The 18,639-nt window shown below is 44.3% G+C and carries 14 protein-coding genes; 6 read left to right on the plus strand and 8 right to left on the minus strand.

All coding sequences use genetic code 11. The annotated features are described in order from the left end of the window. Positions 1-11 precede the first annotated feature (11 nt). The 3 genes from mukF to mukB are packed head-to-tail and all read left to right on the plus strand — an operon-like array spanning position 12 to position 6,533. Complete coding sequence (gene mukF, locus OCU30_RS05540) at positions 12-1,349, plus strand: chromosome partition protein MukF (RefSeq protein ID WP_077313231.1); 1,338 nt, start codon at positions 12-14, stop codon at positions 1,347-1,349. Beyond that, complete coding sequence (mukE, locus tag OCU30_RS05545) at positions 1,330-2,079, plus strand: chromosome partition protein MukE (protein WP_077313229.1); 750 nt, start codon at positions 1,330-1,332, stop codon at positions 2,077-2,079. The genes mukF and mukE overlap by 20 nt, the downstream gene beginning before the upstream one ends. Further along, positions 2,076-6,533, plus strand: coding sequence for a chromosome partition protein MukB (mukB, locus tag OCU30_RS05550; RefSeq protein WP_077313227.1), 4,458 nt, complete (start codon positions 2,076-2,078; stop codon positions 6,531-6,533). The genes mukE and mukB overlap by 4 nt, the downstream gene beginning before the upstream one ends. A gap of 221 nt (positions 6,534-6,754) precedes the next feature. Here mukB and OCU30_RS05555 read toward each other — a convergent pair whose 3' ends face one another. From OCU30_RS05555 to OCU30_RS05580, 6 genes are all read right to left on the minus strand, one after another. Further along, a complete protein-coding gene (locus tag OCU30_RS05555; protein ID WP_077313225.1) occupies positions 6,755-7,756 on the minus strand; it encodes an alpha-L-glutamate ligase-like protein in 1,002 nt (333 codons plus the stop codon). A gap of 1 nt (position 7,757) precedes the next feature. Further along, positions 7,758-9,266 carry an inactive transglutaminase family protein gene (locus tag OCU30_RS05560; RefSeq protein ID WP_077313223.1) on the minus strand — a complete coding sequence of 503 codons (1,509 nt, stop codon included), beginning with the start codon at positions 9,264-9,266 and terminating at the stop codon, positions 7,758-7,760. A gap of 9 nt (positions 9,267-9,275) precedes the next feature. Further along, positions 9,276-10,034 carry an ATP-dependent zinc protease family protein gene (locus tag OCU30_RS05565; protein WP_077313221.1) on the minus strand — a complete coding sequence of 253 codons (759 nt, stop codon included), beginning with the start codon at positions 10,032-10,034 and terminating at the stop codon, positions 9,276-9,278. Positions 10,035-10,216: 182 nt separating this feature from the next. Continuing rightward, positions 10,217-11,188: a tRNA 5-methoxyuridine(34)/uridine 5-oxyacetic acid(34) synthase CmoB gene (cmoB, locus tag OCU30_RS05570; protein WP_077313219.1), complete on the minus strand. Its 972-nt coding sequence runs from the start codon at positions 11,186-11,188 to the stop codon at positions 10,217-10,219. An 87-nt stretch (positions 11,189-11,275) separates the two neighbouring features. Continuing rightward, the gene (cmoA, locus tag OCU30_RS05575) at positions 11,276-12,007 is read right to left on the minus strand and encodes a carboxy-S-adenosyl-L-methionine synthase CmoA (protein WP_077313216.1); all 732 of its coding nucleotides are present in this window, start codon (positions 12,005-12,007) and stop codon (positions 11,276-11,278) included. 166 nt (positions 12,008-12,173) lie between these two features. After that, positions 12,174-13,040, minus strand: coding sequence for a DUF72 domain-containing protein (locus tag OCU30_RS05580; RefSeq protein ID WP_077313214.1), 867 nt, complete (start codon positions 13,038-13,040; stop codon positions 12,174-12,176). Between the two features lie 279 nt (positions 13,041-13,319). Here OCU30_RS05580 and aspS point away from each other — a divergent pair, with 279 nt between their 5' ends. Continuing rightward, positions 13,320-15,104, plus strand: coding sequence for an aspartate--tRNA ligase (aspS, locus tag OCU30_RS05585; RefSeq protein ID WP_077313212.1), 1,785 nt, complete (start codon positions 13,320-13,322; stop codon positions 15,102-15,104). 183 nt (positions 15,105-15,287) lie between these two features. Further along, entirely contained in the window at positions 15,288-15,866 is a 579-nt protein-coding gene (locus OCU30_RS05590; protein WP_077313210.1) for a thymidine kinase, read from the plus strand. A gap of 109 nt (positions 15,867-15,975) precedes the next feature. On the opposite strand, the gene OCU30_RS05595 is transcribed toward OCU30_RS05590, so the two are convergent. Next, positions 15,976-16,800: an NAD(P)H-binding protein gene (locus OCU30_RS05595; protein WP_077313208.1), complete on the minus strand. Its 825-nt coding sequence runs from the start codon at positions 16,798-16,800 to the stop codon at positions 15,976-15,978. A 231-nt stretch (positions 16,801-17,031) separates the two neighbouring features. Then, entirely contained in the window at positions 17,032-17,262 is a 231-nt protein-coding gene (locus tag OCU30_RS05600; protein WP_077313206.1) for a TIGR02647 family protein, read from the minus strand. Positions 17,263-17,629: 367 nt separating this feature from the next. On the opposite strand from OCU30_RS05600, the gene focA reads away from it, so the two are divergent. Further along, a complete protein-coding gene (focA, locus tag OCU30_RS05605; RefSeq protein WP_077313203.1) occupies positions 17,630-18,478 on the plus strand; it encodes a formate transporter FocA in 849 nt (282 codons plus the stop codon). Positions 18,479-18,639: the final 161 nt, after the last annotated feature.

An 18,639-nucleotide genomic window follows, 5' to 3' on the forward strand; every position in this document is an offset into this window, starting at 1 on the left:
CAGGATGAAGCATGAGTGAGTTAACTCATAATAATGCGACACAATCCATTGAAGAGTTAGTGGGTTGGGTCAAACAGCATGACTTTTCCTTGAACTTAACACCAGAGCGCTTGGCTTTTCTGATTGCAATATCAGTATTAAGTAGTGAACGCTTTGACGAGGAGTTAGGGGAAGGTGAGCTGCAAGATACATTTAAAATAGTAACGAAAGAATTTTCTGACACCGGCGAAGCGTCGGCTTTTCGAGCGAACAATGCCATTAACGAAATGGTTAGTCAGCGTCTGATTCGTCGTTTTACCAGTGAAGTGAACGATGGGGTGAGTATCTATCGCTTATCACCTTTGGCCATTGGTATTGCCGACTATTATGTTCGTCATCGCCAGTTCTCAAAACTCAAACTATCGATTCAACTCTCGATGGTGGCCAGTGAAATGAGCAAAGCGGTTGAAGCCGCGCAACAGAGCACAGAGCCACAAGAATGGCGTAAAAATGTGTATGGTGTGTTGAAGTACTCGGTGGGAGAAATTTTTGATCAGATTGATCTTAACCAACGAGTTATGGATGAGCAACAGCATTTAGTCAAAGAACAAATTGCGCAGTTGCTTAACCAAAACTGGCGTGAAGCGATCACCAGCTGTGAACAGTTATTAACAGAAACGTCGACGACATTACGTGAGTTACAAGACACTCTGCAAGCAGCAGGGGATGAACTACAAACGCAAATTCTCGATATTCAAGAAATCACCTATGGTAACGAAGCACTCGATTTTATTGCAGAGATTCTTTTTGGCTTACAAATGAAACTCGACCGTATTGTCAGCTGGGGTCAACAAGCGATTGATTTATGGATTGGTTATGACCGCCATGTTCATAAGTTTATTCGTACCGCGATCGATATGGATCAAAACCGTGCTTTCAGTCAGCGTTTGCGTCAGTCGTTGACTGACTACTTCGATCAGCCATGGTATCTCACTTATGCCGATGCAGAACGCCTGCGCGACTTACGAGATGAAGCTCTAGTATTACGCGACGACGAAGTGACCGGCTTCGTCCCACAAGACGTTGAGTACGAAGAGTTTCAACACGTGCATGACGAACTGGCTGAACGGGTAGGCGAAATGCTGGCTGCGTTTAAACAACATAATCGTCCTATTGATTTAGGTTCGGTGCTGCAAGATTATCTCGCAACGCACCCCCATACACATCATTTTGATCTCGCCCGTATTGTTGTCGACCAAGCGGTCCGTCTGGGTTATTCAGAGTCTGACTATCAAGCGATTCAACCAGATTGGAAAGCGATCAACGAATTTGGTGCAAAGGTACAAGCAAATGTCATCGACCGATATTAATGAATACATGTCAGTAAATCTGGCAAAAGCCATCGCTAATCCACTGTTTCCGGCTTTGGATAGTTTATTGCGCGCGGGCCGCCACATCGCGAGTGAAGACCTAGATAATCACGCGTTTTTAAGTGATTTTGAATCTGAACTGGCCGTGTTTTATCAACGTTATAATGCCGAGCTCGTTAAAGCGCCGGAAGGTTTTTTCTATTTACGTCCACGTTCGACGTCACTGATTAATCGCAGCGTATTATCTGAACTGGATATGCTAGTAGGCAAAGTTCTGTGTTTTCTGTACTTAAGTCCAGAGCGGCTTGCTCATGAGGGAATTTTCACTAACCAAGAACTCTACGACGAGTTATTGCAGTTAGTCGATGAGGCTAAGTTAATGAAGCTGGTGACAAATCGTGCGACAGGCTCTGATCTCGATAAAGAAAAGCTCTTCGATAAAGTCCGCACGTCGCTACGTCGTCTTAAACGTCTTGGTATGATTATTACGGTCGGTGAAACCAATAAATTCCGTATTTCAGAAGCCGTCTTTCGCTTTGGTGCGGATGTTCGCGTTGGCGATGATATGCGTGACGCCCAGTTACGCCTGATTCGTGATGGTGAAGCCGTGGTTTATCATGAAGAACCAAATCAACCGACCTTGTTTGATAACCAAGACAAACAGGATGGGCAAGACAAATTACACAACGATACGGTGAGTATTGAGAGCGAAGAGGGTGATGACGCATGATTGAACGAGGTAAATATCAATCGCTGACCATGATTAACTGGAATGGCTTTTTCGCGCGTACGTTTGATATTGATAATTTGGTGACCACGCTATCTGGCGGTAACGGCGCTGGTAAATCGACCACGATGGCCGCATTCATTACCGCATTAATTCCTGATCAAACGTTACTGCATTTTCGTAATACCACGGAAGCCGGCAGCTCACAATCGTCTCGAGATAAGGGCTTATTCGGTAAACTCCAACCTGGCACTTGCTATGCCACTTTGGATGTAGTGAACTCTCGTCATCAACGTTTGTTGTTTGGCGTTAAACTGCAGCAAGTGGCTGGCCGTGATAAGAAAGTGGATATCAAACCGTTTGTTATTCAAGGGTTACCAAGTCACGTAAAACCGACCGATGTCCTAGTAGAGACTGTATCAGCCAACCAAGCGCGCGTACGTCAGTTAGACGAAGTAAAAACCGCGGTAGCAGATTGGGAAGAAGTGTCTTTCAAAACATTTTCGTCCGTTACGGATTACCACAGCCAAATGTTTGAATTTGGTGTCATTCCGAAAAAATTACGCAACGGTAGCGATCGCTCTAAGTTTTATCGTTTGATTGAAGCGTCATTATACGGGGGTATTTCGAGCGCGATTACCCGGTCTTTACGTGATTACTTGTTACCGCAAAACGGCGGGGTAAAAAAAGCGTTCCAAGATATGGAATCAGCGCTGCGTGAAAACCGCATGACACTTGAAGCGATTAAAACGACGCAAGCCGATCGCGATTTGTTTAAACACCTGATCACGGAATCGACTCATTATGTTGCCGCAGATTATATGCGTCATGCCAATGAACGCCGTAATAAAATCGATGAGACACTAGCACTGCGTCGTGACCTGTTTGAAACTCGTAACCAGTTGATTGAGCACAATCAAGTATTGAATAATGTGCAAAGCGAACTACACCAGTTTGCTGAGCAAGAAGGGGGGCTTGAGCAGGATTACCAAGCCGCCTCTGATCATGCACAATTAGTACAAAATGCGCTGCGTCAGCAAGAGAAAATTACGCGTTATCAAGAAGACTTGGAAGAGTTACAAGTTCGACTTGAAGAGCAAATGATGGTGGTTGAAGAAGCGCAAGAGCGTGTGGTGCTAGCCGAAGAACACGCGTCTGTCTCTGAAGATGAAGTGGATAGCTTGAAGACCCAGCTAGCCGATTATCAGCAGGCGCTCGATATGCAGCAAACTCGCGCACTGCAATATCAGCAAGCTGTCAATGCACTCGACAAAGCACGCGCCTTACTTGATGATGATTCATTAACCGTCGATAGCGCAATGAGCCGGGTTGCGGAGCTGAAGAAACAACAAGACGAACAAACCCAAACATTATTGAGCGTCAAACATCGTTTGGATATGTCTTCAGCGGCGGCTGAGCAATTTGAGCGTGCCTATAGTTTGCTGACATCCATCAAAGGTGATGTGCCGCGCGCGCAAGCGAACGAGTATGCCAGAGTGGCGCTTAATGAAGCCCGAGATGCAAAATATACCGCTGCGCAAGAGCATCAGTGGGTTGCACAGCAACGGGATCTAACGCGTCGCGCTGAGCAGCGTCAACAGATACTCAACTTGGTGTCAGACTACCACCAGTTAACGCAAATTACGTTAGATGATGATGAAACACTCAGCATTGAATATGAACGACATTCGGCGCTGATCGAACAACTCGATGCCTCTTATGAGCATTTACGCGAAGAACGTAGTATTGCACGTCAACAAGAGCATGAATTGAAAGCTCAGATTGCGCAGTTAGAGCAAGCGGCTCCTGCTTGGATTCTTGCCAATGAGGCATTGGAGCAACTACGTCATACCAGTGAAGCCAGGTTAGAAGATAGCCAAGCGGTCATGGCACAAATGCAGTGTGTGCTTGAACAAGAAAAAACCGCCTCTGCTGAAAAAGATCGCTTAGCCCTCAAGCGCGATCAATTGGATAGTGAAATTACACACTTAGCCGCGCCAGGTGGCTCGAATGATCCACGCTTAAAAGGGTTAGCGGATACACTTGGTGGCGTCTTGCTTGCTGAGATATACGATGATATCACCTTAGAAGATGCGCCTTATTTCAGTGCGATGTACGGCCCTGCACGTCATGCGATTGTTGTGCCTGATTTAAGTACAGTTAAAGAGCGTTTAGTTGAACTGGATGATTGCCCAGAAGATCTTTATTTGATTGAAGGGGACGTGGATGCTTTCGATGACAGTTCATTTAATGCTGAAGAGTTAGAAAAAGCCGTTTGTGTACAATTTGATCACCGTCAAATGCGTTACTCTCGCTTTCCCGAGTTGCCATTATTTGGCCGCGCTGCGCGTGAGCAGCGCTTAGAAAGTTTACGCCAAGAGCGCGAAGTAACGGTAGAAAACTATGCAAAAGCTGCCTTTGATTCGCAAAAACTACAGCGCCAGTACCACAGTTTTAATACGTTTATTGCCCAGCATATGCATGTGGCGTTTAATGATGACCCAGAACAAACGCTAACCAGTATTCGTGCGCAACGTAATACTATTCAACGTCAACTTAGCGAACTGCAAAATCAAGAGCAGCAGCAACACACGCAGCGTCAATTAAGTAAACAAGCGTTGACGATATTGGATAAAGTGACGCCGATGTTTGGATTGTTAGCCGATGAGACTGTCGCTGAGCGTCTTGATGAGATCAACCGTCAGTTGAAACAGTTGGATGAGGCGAAAGCGTTCCTTGCCGCTCATAAGACAGCCATTCAAGAGCTTGAGCCGATTGTCAGTGCATTAGACGGAGACCCACAAACGTTTGACGCACTCGAAAAAGAATATCAACAAGCAGATCGTACATTACAGAGTCTGAAGCAACAGATTTTTGCGTTATCGGATTTGGTCGAGCGTCGACATTACTTTGCGTACTCTGATTCTGTGGCGTTATTGGATCAAAATAGTGAGTTAAGTGAAAACCTTAAAGTGAAGCTCGCACAGGCCGAAAAGCAACGTACTCAAGGCCGTGAAGCGTTAAAACAAGCACAAGCTCAGCTGAATCAATATCATCAGGTACTAGCGTCACTAAAAAGTTCTCACCAAGCGAAATTAGAAACGGTGCAAGAGTTTAAGCAAGATCTTCAAGAGCTTGGTGTGCAACCTGACGAAGGTGCTCTCGAGCGTGCTCTGCATCGTCGTCAAGAGTTACAAGAACGCTTACATGCTTTACGCAACCGTAAGAGTGAATGTGAACGCTTAATCACTTCATCGGAATTAGAAATGAAAACGCTGGCCAAGCGTTTGAAAAAGTTAGAAAAATCATATCGTGAATTACGTTTATATGTTGTAAATGCGAAAGCAGGCTGGTGTTCAGTATTACGCTTGGCGCGGGATAATGATGTCGAACGTCGTTTACATAAACGGGAGTTGGCGTATTTATCAGCGAATGAACTACGTTCTATGTCAGATAAATCCTTAGGGGCACTACGTCTTGCGGTTGCAGACAACGAGAACTTACGTGATGCGCTACGTCAATCTGAAGATACGGCTTATCCAGAACGTAAAGTCATGTTCTATATCGCCGTTTATCAGCATCTACGAGAGCGTATCCGTCAGGATATTATTCGTACCGATGATCCGGTTGAAGCCATTGAAGAAATGGAAGTGGAGCTTGCTCGTTTAACCGAAGAGTTGACGCAACGTGAGCATCGTTTAGCGATTAGTTCGGATTCGGTAGCGAGTTTGATCCGTAAAACAATCCAACGCGAACAAAACCGTATTCGTATGCTTAACCAAGGGTTATCGAATATTTCGTTTGGTCAAGTCAGCGGCGTACGGTTGAACGTCAAAGTACGTGAAAGTCATGAAGTGTTGTTATCTGGTTTGGCAGATGAACACGATCAGCATCGTGATTTATTTGAAAATAACCGTTACAGCTTCTCTGAATCAATGGCTAAGTTATTCCAACGTGTTAACCCACATATTGATTTAGGGCAACGTTCACCACAGATCCTCGGCGATGAACTATTGGATTATCGTAACTATCTCGAGCTCAGTGTTGAAGTACACCGCGGCACGGATGGATGGTTACAAGCAGAATCTGGCGCTCTTTCAACCGGTGAAGCCATTGGTACCGGCCAATCAATTTTATTGATGGTAGTACAAAGCTGGGAGGAAGAATCTCGTCGTCTGCGCAGTAAAGAAATTGTGCCATGTCGGCTGTTGTTCTTGGATGAAGCTGCGCGTCTAGATGGCAAATCCATCGCCACTCTGTTTGAGTTATGTCATCGCTTAGATATGCAGTTATTGATTGCGGCACCAGAGAATATTAGCCCAGAGAAGGGCACCACATACAAGTTAGTGCGTAAGGTCTTTAAAGACCACGAGCATGTGCATGTTGTCGGGCTACGAGGGTTTGGTCAAGAGCCGCAAGAGAAAACGCCAGAGCAAGCAATAGCAGAATCGTTATAGCGATTTGGTGGTCAATTGACTTAAACGCATCATCCGTTTAGCCAATGATAGTAGCGCCTTCCTAAGAAGGCGCTTTTTTATATCTGTTATTCTAGAGGGCTGCTGTAACCTTGCTATGCTCGACAATTAACCGCAGTGTCGTTAGTGAGGACATAAAAAAGCCCCTTACCATCATGGTAAGGGGCTTTTTAAGGCGATTAACTCGATATTGCTATCAGAGTTTATTCACCCGCTTTCAGGTAAGAAAAATGCTCTTCTTGCACGGCAAAGTGCTTCATTGCATAGTCAACACGTTCATCACCACGGGGTGGAATGAGTGGTTTCTCTTGCTCTTCTAAGTGCGTTAAGCGTGGTAGTAACCCAGCACCATTCGCAATCTGAATCGCAAGACCTGGGCGAGCGTTAAGCTCTAATACCATAGGGCCTTTTTTCTTATCCAGCACCATATCCGTCCCCATGTACCCAAGGCCGGTCATATCCCAAGCACTTGCGGCTAACGTTAAAAGCTTACGCCAGTGCGGTACTTGGAGTGTCGATAAATCTTTACCGGTATCGGGATGATGAGTGATAGGGCGGTTGAATTGCACCGCTTTCACGGCTTTACCTGTCCCCAAATCAATCCCCACACCCACGGCGCCTTGGTGCAAGTTCGCTTTTCCGTCTGACGCTGCAGTAGATAGGCGCATCATTGCCATGACAGGATAACCTTGAAATACGATGATACGTACGTCAGGTACGCCTTCGTAGCTAAAGCCTTCAAAACAGTCGTCGAACTCGATTAAGTTCTCAATAAGAGCCACATCGTTTTTCCCTCCTAGGGAAAACAATCCCGCCAAGGTATTGCTGATGTGACGCTCAACGTCTTCTTTACCAATGACGGCGCCGCTTGGTTTCGTGTAGGTACCATCTTTGTGTGATGTTACAACTAGAATACCTTTACCACCACTGCCGCGCGCAGGTTTGATAACAAACCCAGGCCAAGACTCCACCATCTTATGAATATCACGTACTGCACCTTGGTCAGTGACGATGCCGATAAGCTCTGGCACTGTCGCTCCTGCTTTACGTGCAATCATTTTGGTTTGTAGCTTGTCATCCACCAATGGATATTTCGAACGGTCATTATAACGTCCAATATAACTATGGTTACGTTGGTTCATACCCATAATGCCTTTACGGCGTAGCTTAAATGGTGATGTGTATTCTGATATTGAAAACAGCATATCAACCCTCGTCAGCTAGTGGTTTAAAGCGACGTAACTCTGAAATTCGGTAACCTGTATAGGTGCCGAGCAGTAAGATGATAGCCATAACAACCAATTGCAAACCAATAAAGTTAAAGGTTAGGTGCTGGATGTAGGAGTTGGTCATCGCTAGGTAAATCAAGATTGCGGTAAATAGTGAACCACCGCCTTGCATTACGACTTCTTTCGCGCCTTCTTCTTCCCAGAGAATTGACATACGTTCAATAGTCCAAGACAAGATGATCATTGGGAAGAACGTAATGGTTAAACCTTCGGTTAAGCCCAGTTTAAAGGCAACAACCGTGAAGAGCGAGATTATCAAAATAACCGCAATAATCACCGCTGATATTCGCGACACCAGGAGCAAGTTCAGTTTCGATAGGTAACTTCGTATAATCAGACCGGTGCCGACGATTAATAAGAACCCTATAATCCCCGTCATTAGCTGAGTCTGCACAAAGGCAACGGCAATCAACACCGGCATAAACGTACCCGAGGTTTTTAAACCGACAATAACACGCAAAAATACAACAATTAACGCACCAATAGGGATGAGCATGATGGTTTTAAACATTGCTTGCTCTTCAAGCGGTAAGCTGTGAATAGACAAGTTTAATAGGCCATCAGCATCGACCTTGCTTGATGTTGCTTGGCTTGGCGACACATCTTGTGAAATCATACTAAAGTAGACTTCGCTGTTTTTACCACCGACCACATCAAGTAGTGAAACGTTTGATTCATCCCAGACTAACAAATTTGGGTGAGACGGCTGTGTGCCTGTTTCAGGGTTAAATAGTACCCATTTTTTACCATTCCAAACTTCGTTCATCATTTGAATGGACTGGCGACGACGACCATCTTCTAATTCAATGACACCGACAACTTTGTTTTGAACCTGAGCGTAAGACAGTAATTTCTGCGTCGCTTCATACTTTGACATGTTGTTGAGGATCAACGATGAGTTCTGGCTATCTGGATCGTTTAAGGTTTTCACCAGTTCGCGAGCGAAACTCACTGAATCTGACGACAAACGAGTCGCTTGATTAATCAGTGCAATCGCCGCTGCTTGTTCTGGGCCACTAAAGGTTGGCTTTTCTATTTCACCGGTTGGCGGAATTGTTGAGGCTTGCGCATTCGGGTCAACCAAAAATTGAGCTTTGTAATAAATCGTCTGTGGACCCTTCGCATTGCGAACTGACCATTCTGCACGGCGACCAGAATTACTGCTAATGTAAGAAACTCCGTAACCTGGAGACGACGCGCTTTCACTGATGAGTGTAAAGCCATCTTGCGTGGCAGGAGCCGCGAGCGATACCTTAACGGGTTTATCCATTGCATTAAATTCGACACGAGCTTCAAGGTCCCAAACTTGGCGACTTTCTCCTGGTGTCCATGGCACACCATATTGCTGATGCCGAAGTATGCTTAAAGTGATTCCTGCAATAATCAATAGCAATATCGATATATAAAATGGCACTTTTGATGTCATAATTGGCCTTTATTTTTTAGTATTATCAGATTGAATAAATTCTTTACCCACATCCACTACCGCGATATCACGAATAAATTCGCGTCCGAGTAAAATAGCGTGGCTCATTTCTTTGCGGTCTGCCAGTGTAAATGGGGTTTGTTCGTGAATATTCCCGAGTTTTACCCACAATTTGATCACGGCACGGCGTTCTGCTTTTTCCGAATTAGCTTGACGTATGCGGACATGACGTAAAATAGGCGCTTCTACCCAAGGTGTCCGTTTATTCGCGTTATCACCTTTAACTAAATGAAAACGAACCCAGTTTTTACCATTACGTTCGAATTCTTGTACATCGACGGCGTTTAATGAAGAGGTCGCGGCACCGGTATCAACACGAGCTTTAAAAGACTGATTAATGGCATCTATCGAGACATTTTCAACGCTGCCTAGAACAATTTTATTACGTGGCTTATGAGCTGGGATGGTTAAATTTCCTAATTTATTATTTTGCTCTTCAGCGTTATCCGTAGTATTTGATTCTATTTGAGAGGTCGTCTGTTCGAGAGTGGTGACATGGTTTTTTAATTCGTGTATTTCTCGTTGTAAGCTATCAATGAAATCCATTTGATTGCTCAGCTGTAATTCGACATTCGTCAAATGAGCATTGACGTTTGACTCTGAACGATGGATGGCGGCGAGCGTAGCTTGATGATAATTATCACCTTGCATCATCGTACAACCAGACAACATACTTAGCGCGATGATGGGGGCTATTCGCTTAAACATTTGCGACCTTATTCCGTGATATTAGTGTGAGTGACTTGGTTATTTTATAATATCGTATTTAGTCAAATGATGAACAGACTAATTGTGCGATATTCGTTAAGAATACGTAAAAAGGAAGCCAACAAGCTTCCTTAATAATAGATTATCGATATTTCTTGTTAGGATGGTTAGCGCTGTGTCAATTATGGCTTTTTAGCCACTAATATTGCACGACGAGGTGCAGGGTAGCCTTCCACGGTTAGTGATGGGTTATTTGGGTCAATATAATCAGGTAATGAATTATGAGTCATCCACTCAGTGGAGCGTTGCTCACCCAATGATGTATCATTCTCATCAACAATGTTTACATCGATAAACCCAACTTTTTCTAACCAAACTTTCAATGCCTTAGCTGATGGAAAAAAGTAAACATTACGCATTTGCGCATAGCGATCAGCTGGAATTAAAACATCATTCTCATCCCCTGTAATCACCAATGTTTCTAAAATGAGTTCACCACCTGACACTAATTGATCTTTTAATTGAATTAAATGATCTAATGGAGAGCGGCGGTGATATAACACGCCCATGCTAAATACCGTGTCAAACGCTTCCAGTTTTGGTAGTTGCTCAATACCGAGCGGTAAAAGCTGGGCCTGTTGACTGTTGCCCATTAATTTGCGGATAGCTTCAAATTGAACTAAAAATAACGTCGATGGATCAATTCCATACACTTGGCGCGCCCCAGCTCCTAGCATGCGCCACATATGGTAACCATTGCCACACCCGACATCTAACACGGTGCGGTTGGTTAAGTCGCTAATATGCGGTAATAATCGCTCCCACTTCCAATCTGAGCGCCATTCGGTATCAATATGGACGCCATGGACATGGTAAGGCCCTTTACGCCAAGGGTGTAAGATCTTCAGAATATTTTCGAGTTTTTGTTGCTCACCCTCGTGCAGTGGCTGTTCATTACGCACGGATACCGAGTCTTTCATATCTATATGATCAGGCGTCGCATCAGAGATTTTTTTTAACGCGCGTAACCAACGGTCTAAATCTCCATGGGATTGTGATTGCCAGTCATCCAATTGCTGCGGCAAAACATTGAGCCACGCTTGCAAACGGGTATCTTGAGCCAGAAGTTGATAGACGTTACCAAAATTAAACATGAAACCATTACCTGAAAACTAGTCCAAAATAAAATTGAAAAGTAAGGTACGCGGACTAGTATTGCGACGCCCACTTTTCAATGGCAATTATTTGATGGCGAACATAGAGCCAAAGTTGAAGCACTGGAACCAAACTTCGTAGCTACTAAACCCCAGCGCCTTAAAGCGTTCACGATGTGTCGTAATGGAATCAGGCTTCATGACATGCTCAATGGCGCTACGCTTTTGCGAGATTTCCAGTTCGCTATAGCCATTCGCACGTTTAAAATCATGATGTAAATCAATGAGCAGTTCATGAGCGCTGTCATTCTCGAACACATATTTTTCGGAAAGTATGAGGACGCCGCCAGGCCGCAAGCCGTCATAAATTTTTTGTAGTAACTGCTCTCTGTCTTCTACGGATAAAAATTGCAAAGTAAAGTTGAGTACGACAACAGAGGCATTCTGAATATCAACGTTACGAATATCTTCTTCAATGACTTGTACGTGAACATCAGAGCGATAGGCGTTGAGGTGTAATTTACAGCGTTCAACCATGGCATGAGAATTATCTACTGCCATGATCTGCGCGCCTTCACATCCTTCCATATGACGGCGCATTGATAAGGTTGCTGCGCCGAGAGAACAGCCGAGATCGTAGACGTTAGTATTGGGTTTAGCAAAACGTTCGGCGAGCATACCAATAGCGGAAATAATATTGCTGTAACCAGGTACGGAGCGTTGGATCATATCCGGGAAGACTTCAGCGACGCGTTCGTCGAAGGTAAAATCACCGATCTTATCGATAGGTGCCGAGAAAATGGTATCTTTGTTGCTCATGTAATCCCCTTAACAGCATGATATGCCGACAACTCACACCATGCGAGTGGCGAAAAGGCGCGTATTTTATGCAAAATTCGCCTCGGTGTCATTATTGATTGTATTCTCAAGCGATATTGCCATCATCATTCGCTTGTGCACTGTCTCTCATTGCTTATATTGACGGTTAAAACATCGAGAGTTGCTGAGCGTCAGCCGCGGCCGGAAATTCGGCTAATGAGGGCAAGTCCACAGTCTTCGCCAGTTGTTGGTACAGGGTCTGAGCTAATTGCGGCGCGTTGTGGTTATCGGCAGTATGAATCATTAAATATGGTTGTTTACCTTCCCCAATCCATTGCGGTAACTTTTTTAACCATGGCTGAAAAAATGCAAGGTTCGCTTCCACTGAGGGTAATCCAATGAAACGAATCATTGGATGCGAAGCGGTGGCTAATGCATGGACGGGCACATGTGGTTTCTTTCGCTGCGCCTCGATGAGAATATCGTTAGTGGGGGGCACAGAAAAGACGGGGCGACTGTCCATAACGATGCGATCATAGCCTTGGGCTATCAGCCACTGATTAAACGCAGTTTCTTCAGCGCCTTTTTGAAAAAAAGCTGGGTGGCGAACTTCGATGCCTAACGGGAGATCCGCAGGAAAAAGTCGACAAAAGCGTTGTAAGGTCTCAAATTCGTTGGGTGAGAATTGCGCAGGTAATTGCAAAGTCCATTGACCGATTTTTTCATGTAATGGCGTCATTAATTTAAGGAAATCATGCAAGGCTTGTTGACAACCGCGCAGTTGTTGCTCGTGAGTAATGAACTTAGGTAACTTGAACGTAAAGCGAAAATCATCGCTCGTCGCATCACGCCAATTATTAACCGTGCTGGCGGATGGCGATGCATAGAATGTCGTATTACCTTCCACGGTATGGAACACTTGTGAATATTTAGCGAGTCGCTCAGAACTCGGTGTACCTTTCCCATAAAAAAAGGGCTGCCAAGCTGAGTTGGACCATAATGTTAAGCCTAAACGTAAGAGAAGTGTTTGCATAACCGATTATCAATACAATAGTTCAATGAAAATGTACTGTAACAGGGCTTTGTGTATTACGGTAGTTTAGCGCTATAATCGACGCCCGTTTTTTGCTTGGTGGAACGGTTTACGTGAGAATTTGTATCAAATTTCATCAAGTGTCGGGAAATACGCGGATTTTATACGCTCAATGGTCGATTTTGCTGCCTGTTCCGCGTATAAATGGCATATAAGGGCAGTAATTTAACTGTCGTATTCAAGTTTATAAGATTAATTAAAGAGATTGGGAAATTCATTATGCGTAGCCATTATTGCGGTCATCTGAACAAGTCCCTTGCAGGACAAACTGTAGAACTAAGCGGCTGGGTTAATCGTCGTCGTGATTTAGGCGGTCTTATCTTTATCGATATGCGAGATCGTGAAGGTATCGTTCAGGTGGTTGTAGACCCAGATATGGCAGACGTGTTTGCAGTTGCAAACCAACTGCGTGGTGAATTCTGTATTCAGTTGTCAGGTACGGTACGTGAGCGTCCTGATAGCCAAGTTAATAAAGATATGCCGACAGGTGGCATTGAAGTATTAGCGACAGGCATTACGATTATTAACCGCTCTGAGCCGTTACCGCTTGACTCTAACCAGAAAAACTCTGAAGAGCAGCGTTTAAAATATCGTTACCTTGATTTACGTCGTCCAGAGATGAGTGATCGTATTAAACTGCGAGCAAAAGCGAGCAGTTATGTCCGTCGTTTCCTTGATGAAAATGATTTTCTTGATATAGAAACGCCTGTATTAACGAAAGCAACGCCAGAAGGTGCTCGTGACTACTTAGTGCCAAGCCGTGTTCATAAAGGTAAATTTTACGCATTGCCACAATCACCGCAGCTGTTTAAACAGTTGTTGATGATGTCCGGTTTTGATCGCTACTATCAAATTGTGAAATGTTTCCGTGATGAAGATTTGCGTGCAGATCGTCAGCCTGAGTTTACGCAGATTGATATTGAAACCTCGTTCATGACTGCAGAGCAAGTTCGCGCCATTACGGAAAAAATGGTTCATGATATGTGGAAAGATTTACTCGACGTTGAGCTGGGTGATTTCCCTGTAATGAAATACAGTGAAGCGATGCGTCGTTTCGGTTCCGATAAACCGGATCTACGTAACCCACTGGAAATGATCGATGTTGCGGATCTATTGAAAGACGTAGAATTCAAAGTGTTTGCAGGTCCTGCCAATGATGAAAAAGGTCGTGTCGCGGTATTATGTGTTCCTGGCGGCGCATCATTGACGCGTAAACAGATTGATGAATATACACAATATGTTTCTGTGTACGGTGCTCGTGGTCTTGCTTGGATGAAAGTTAACGATCGCGCTGCGGGAGCGGAAGGGGTGCAATCTCCTGTCGCCAAATTCTTGTCAGCAGACATCATCGAAAGCCTACTTGAGCGAACTAATGCACAATCTGGCGATATCATTTTGTTCGGCGCTGATAATGCCAATGTTGTCGCGAGCGCAATGGGCGCGCTGCGCTTGAAAGTCGGCTCTGATCTTGGCCTGACCAATGAAGATTCATGGGCGCCACTTTGGGTGATTGATTTCCCAATGTTTGAAAGTGATGAAGACGGCAATATGGCGGCCATGCACCACCCATTCACGGCGCCATTAGGCGTAACAGCTGAAGAGTTCAAAGCGAATCCAACAGCCGCCAATTCTAATGCCTACGATATGGTATTAAATGGCTACGAAGTGGGTGGCGGCTCTGTGCGTATTCATGATGCTGAAATGCAACAAGCGGTGTTTGATGTGCTTGGTATTACAGCAGAAGAACAGCGTAAGAAGTTTGGTTTCCTATTGGATGCATTAAAATACGGTACGCCACCGCACGCTGGCTTGGCGTTCGGTTTAGACCGCCTAGTTATGCTATTGTGTGGCACGGAAAACATCCGTGATGTGATTGCTTTCCCGAAAACAACCGCAGCCGCTTGTCCGTTAACGGATGCCCCAAGCTTTGCTAACCCAGCGGCGCTTGAAGAGCTAGCACTAACCGTTAAAGAAGCACAAGAAGACAACCAAGAGCAAGAATAATCCTTTACTCTTAATGTCAATTTTTGATGTAAAAGGCGCCTATATGGCGCCTTTTTTATTGGTGTAAACCCGCAATAAACGTGGTGGAACATACATGCTATGCGGGTGGTTTTTTGCTACAATGCGGCGCATTATTTCTGGCTTACCGTTGACGCCTTGCTCAACGAAATAAGGAACTCCCACTTGGCTCAAATGTATTTTTATTACTCGGCAATGAACGCCGGTAAATCAACGACTCTTTTGCAGTCTGCATTCAACTATAAAGAGCGTGGTATGACGCCGGCTATTTTTACCGCCGCCATCGATGATCGTTTTGGTGTGGGTAAAGTCAGTTCACGAATTGGATTAGAAGAGCCAGCGCATTTGTATAATGCACAGACGGATCTCTATACGTCAGTCAAAGCGCTGCACGAAGACAAGCGACATCATTGTATTTTGGTTGATGAATGCCAATTTTTAACCAAACAACAAGTCTATCAACTCACTGAAGTGGTCGATAAGCTGCGTATTCCTGTTTTGTGCTACGGACTAAGAACGGATTTCCAAGGCGAATTATTTGAAGGGAGTCGCTATTTATTATCGTGGGCCGACAAGCTGGTGGAATTAAAAACGATTTGTCACTGTGGTCGTAAGGCGAATATGGTGATTCGGACTGATGAACAAGGCGTACCCATCGATGAAGGAGAGCAAGTGTCAATTGGTGGTAACGATAAATACGTGTCTGTATGTCGTTTGCATTATAAAGAACTATTAAAGCGTTAATAGCCATGGAATGAGTAGAAGCGGGATGACGTTGGTCATCCCGCTTTTTATGTTACTTATGAGAGTAATGTGGCACAGCGATGCACCTTAACCGAGAGACGATTCCCCGTTATAAAGTAATTGCATCCAGAGTACTTTTATAATGAAAATCATAACCTAATCCCAATAATTTTTCTGCACTCACACGCTTATCACCGGTATGAGTGATGGGTGGGAAAGACGTATTTAAATTAGCCTGTTTGAGTGCTTCTTGGTAGAACTGAGCTTTATTGACGGTATCAGGCGTGGTGGCATTGAGCACTTCTTTGCTGATATGCGTCGCTGCATAACGCAGTACACCGACCGCATCGGTTTGGTGGATCATATTCGCCGGTGCTTGGTCGCTGATCGCAGAAAGGTGGGCAACGAAACGACTGGGATGGCGGTCTGGCCCAATTAAGCCACTGCAGCGTACAATGGTATAATCTAACCCAGAATCGATGACACATTGCTCTGCTTGCAGCAACCGTTTGGCGTTATCAGTAAACATATCAGACGATAAACTTTGGGCATAACTGGCATCCGATTCAACCATCGTACCTTCAGCTGCTGGGTATACAGAGGTCGAACTCACCATCATGATTTTTTTAACGCCTGCGGTACGTGCATGTGTAACCACACTGGCCCAGTAGTGCACGTAATCATCGGTATTGCCATGGCGAAATCTTGGTGGAAAGCAACCGATAACGATTTCACAATCGCGTTGCCGTAAATCTTCTTCTAGAAACTCAGGTTTGGCAAGGTCACAAACAAAAGCGGGGATCCCACACTCTTGGAGCGAGTTTACGCCATCAATACTGGTTTTTGTCGCGCTGACATGATGGCCGTCAGCAAGTAATGCTTGGGCTAGGGGTTTACCTAACCAACCCGCACCAATAATCACAACTTGGCTCATGGTCGTCTTCCTTTTTCACATTATGTTGTTTAGCGCTGGCGGATACTGCTCACCAATACTTAGTGCTAACTATCTTACACTTCATACATAAGAAGGGAATAACCTAATACTATGATCAGTCAAGCGAAAAGGAGTGGAGTACCTGATGAATGCCGTGAGAGAAGTGAGAACCGCAAGGTAATAAAAGGCTGCAGTCACAGAGTTGCACTGCAGCACTGAAGGTATAAGCACTTAATTCATAATACGATAAAGCCGCTGAGCTTGCTCAGCTGCTTCAATACCTTCATGGGTTAAGTAACCTCCGTCTGGCAGGGTACATAAGCCTTTCTTATAGAGTCTATCAATAGCGTATTGGTGAGTATTGGGTGCGTCGCTGTGTACTTTTATCCCAACGGCGGCACTGTCGAGGTTAAAATGAAGCAGTAGATTTAACTCGTCTAGTTGTTCTAGTGAAAATTTCATTGTGTTCTCCTAAATACAGGCCTGCTTCTAACATAAACCAAATGTTATTTAGCGCAAGATATTCTCAATAGAAATGTTAGCCAACCCACTGAAAATAAGCAGATGATCGCGAGAAAAAAGCATAAATAAACAATAAGTAATAAGTGTGTTAATTATTCGGTTGTCGATAGCGAATAATGTTATTGAATGACGACAGTGTGTGTAGGTACGGCGATAATAGGTACTAAATAAGAGAATTCGTTATAAAACATTTTAAAAGTATGAATAACTTGTATTGTTTAGTTAAAAAAATCAAATAACACTTGAATTGGTATGCAATTAACGCGATGATTCTGCCACTTTTTGTATCAAAACGTGTCTACTTATTATGGAATTGAATCAAATCGACGCTTTGTCCCCTCAGCAAATGGCTTTGCGTGCTTCTGAAGTTGGGGTTGGTAAGGCAACAAAACCACTTTTTAAATCTTTTTTATTGGCTATATCGGCAGGTATGCAGATTGGTATTGCTTTTGTATTTTACACATTAGTGACAACCGGTACTCAAGATATTGCGTTCGGTTTTACTAAACTGATCGGCGGACTGGCGTTTAGCTTAGGCTTAATTTTGGTTGTTGTGACCGGCGGTGAGCTCTTTACCAGTTCAGTCTTAACGCTTGTTGCAAAAGCGTGTGGCAAAATCACCTGGAAGCAAATGCTTAGTAACTGGGCCGTGGTATATGCCGGTAACTTTTGCGGCTCCATGTTACTTGTGGGGATTATGCTACTGACTCAGCAATATGTGAGTGATCATGGCTTGGTCGGTATCCATGCGATGCATATTTCGCAACATAAGCTGCACCATACGTTTATTCAAGCCGTTGCATTAGGTTTGATGTGTAACCTTTTAGTGTGCTTGGCTGTGTGGATGACTTTCGGCGCTCGCTCGATGTCTGACAAAGTGTTGTTGCTGATGTTGCCTGTTGCAATGTTCGTTGCATGTGGTTTTGAGCACTGTATTGCTAACATGTTTCAAGTACCGATGGCCATCGGCATTAAAGCATTTGCTCCAGAAAGTTTTTGGCAAATGACGGGAACCACCGTTGCGCAATTTGGTGATCTTAACTGGGCAACGTTTATCCTGAATAACCTGATTCCAGTTACCATTGGCAATATGATTGGTGGCGGACTTGTAGTGGGATTGTTGTACTGGGTCGTATTCTTAAAGAAAAGCGACTAAGTCATCCTCAAATTGAGCCTGCTTAACACGAAAAGACGCGATGATATCGCGTCTTTTTTTATAGTGATGAGTTCTGATGCATATAAGACTTAAGGGTTATCCACATTTTCTGTGGATAACCTGTTTCAGAAAAGGTGAGTAACTAAAGTTGCTAAAAATTA

Origin of the sequence: Vibrio palustris (assembly GCF_024346995.1) — a bacterium.
Taxonomy (GTDB): domain Bacteria; phylum Pseudomonadota; class Gammaproteobacteria; order Enterobacterales; family Vibrionaceae; genus Vibrio; species Vibrio palustris.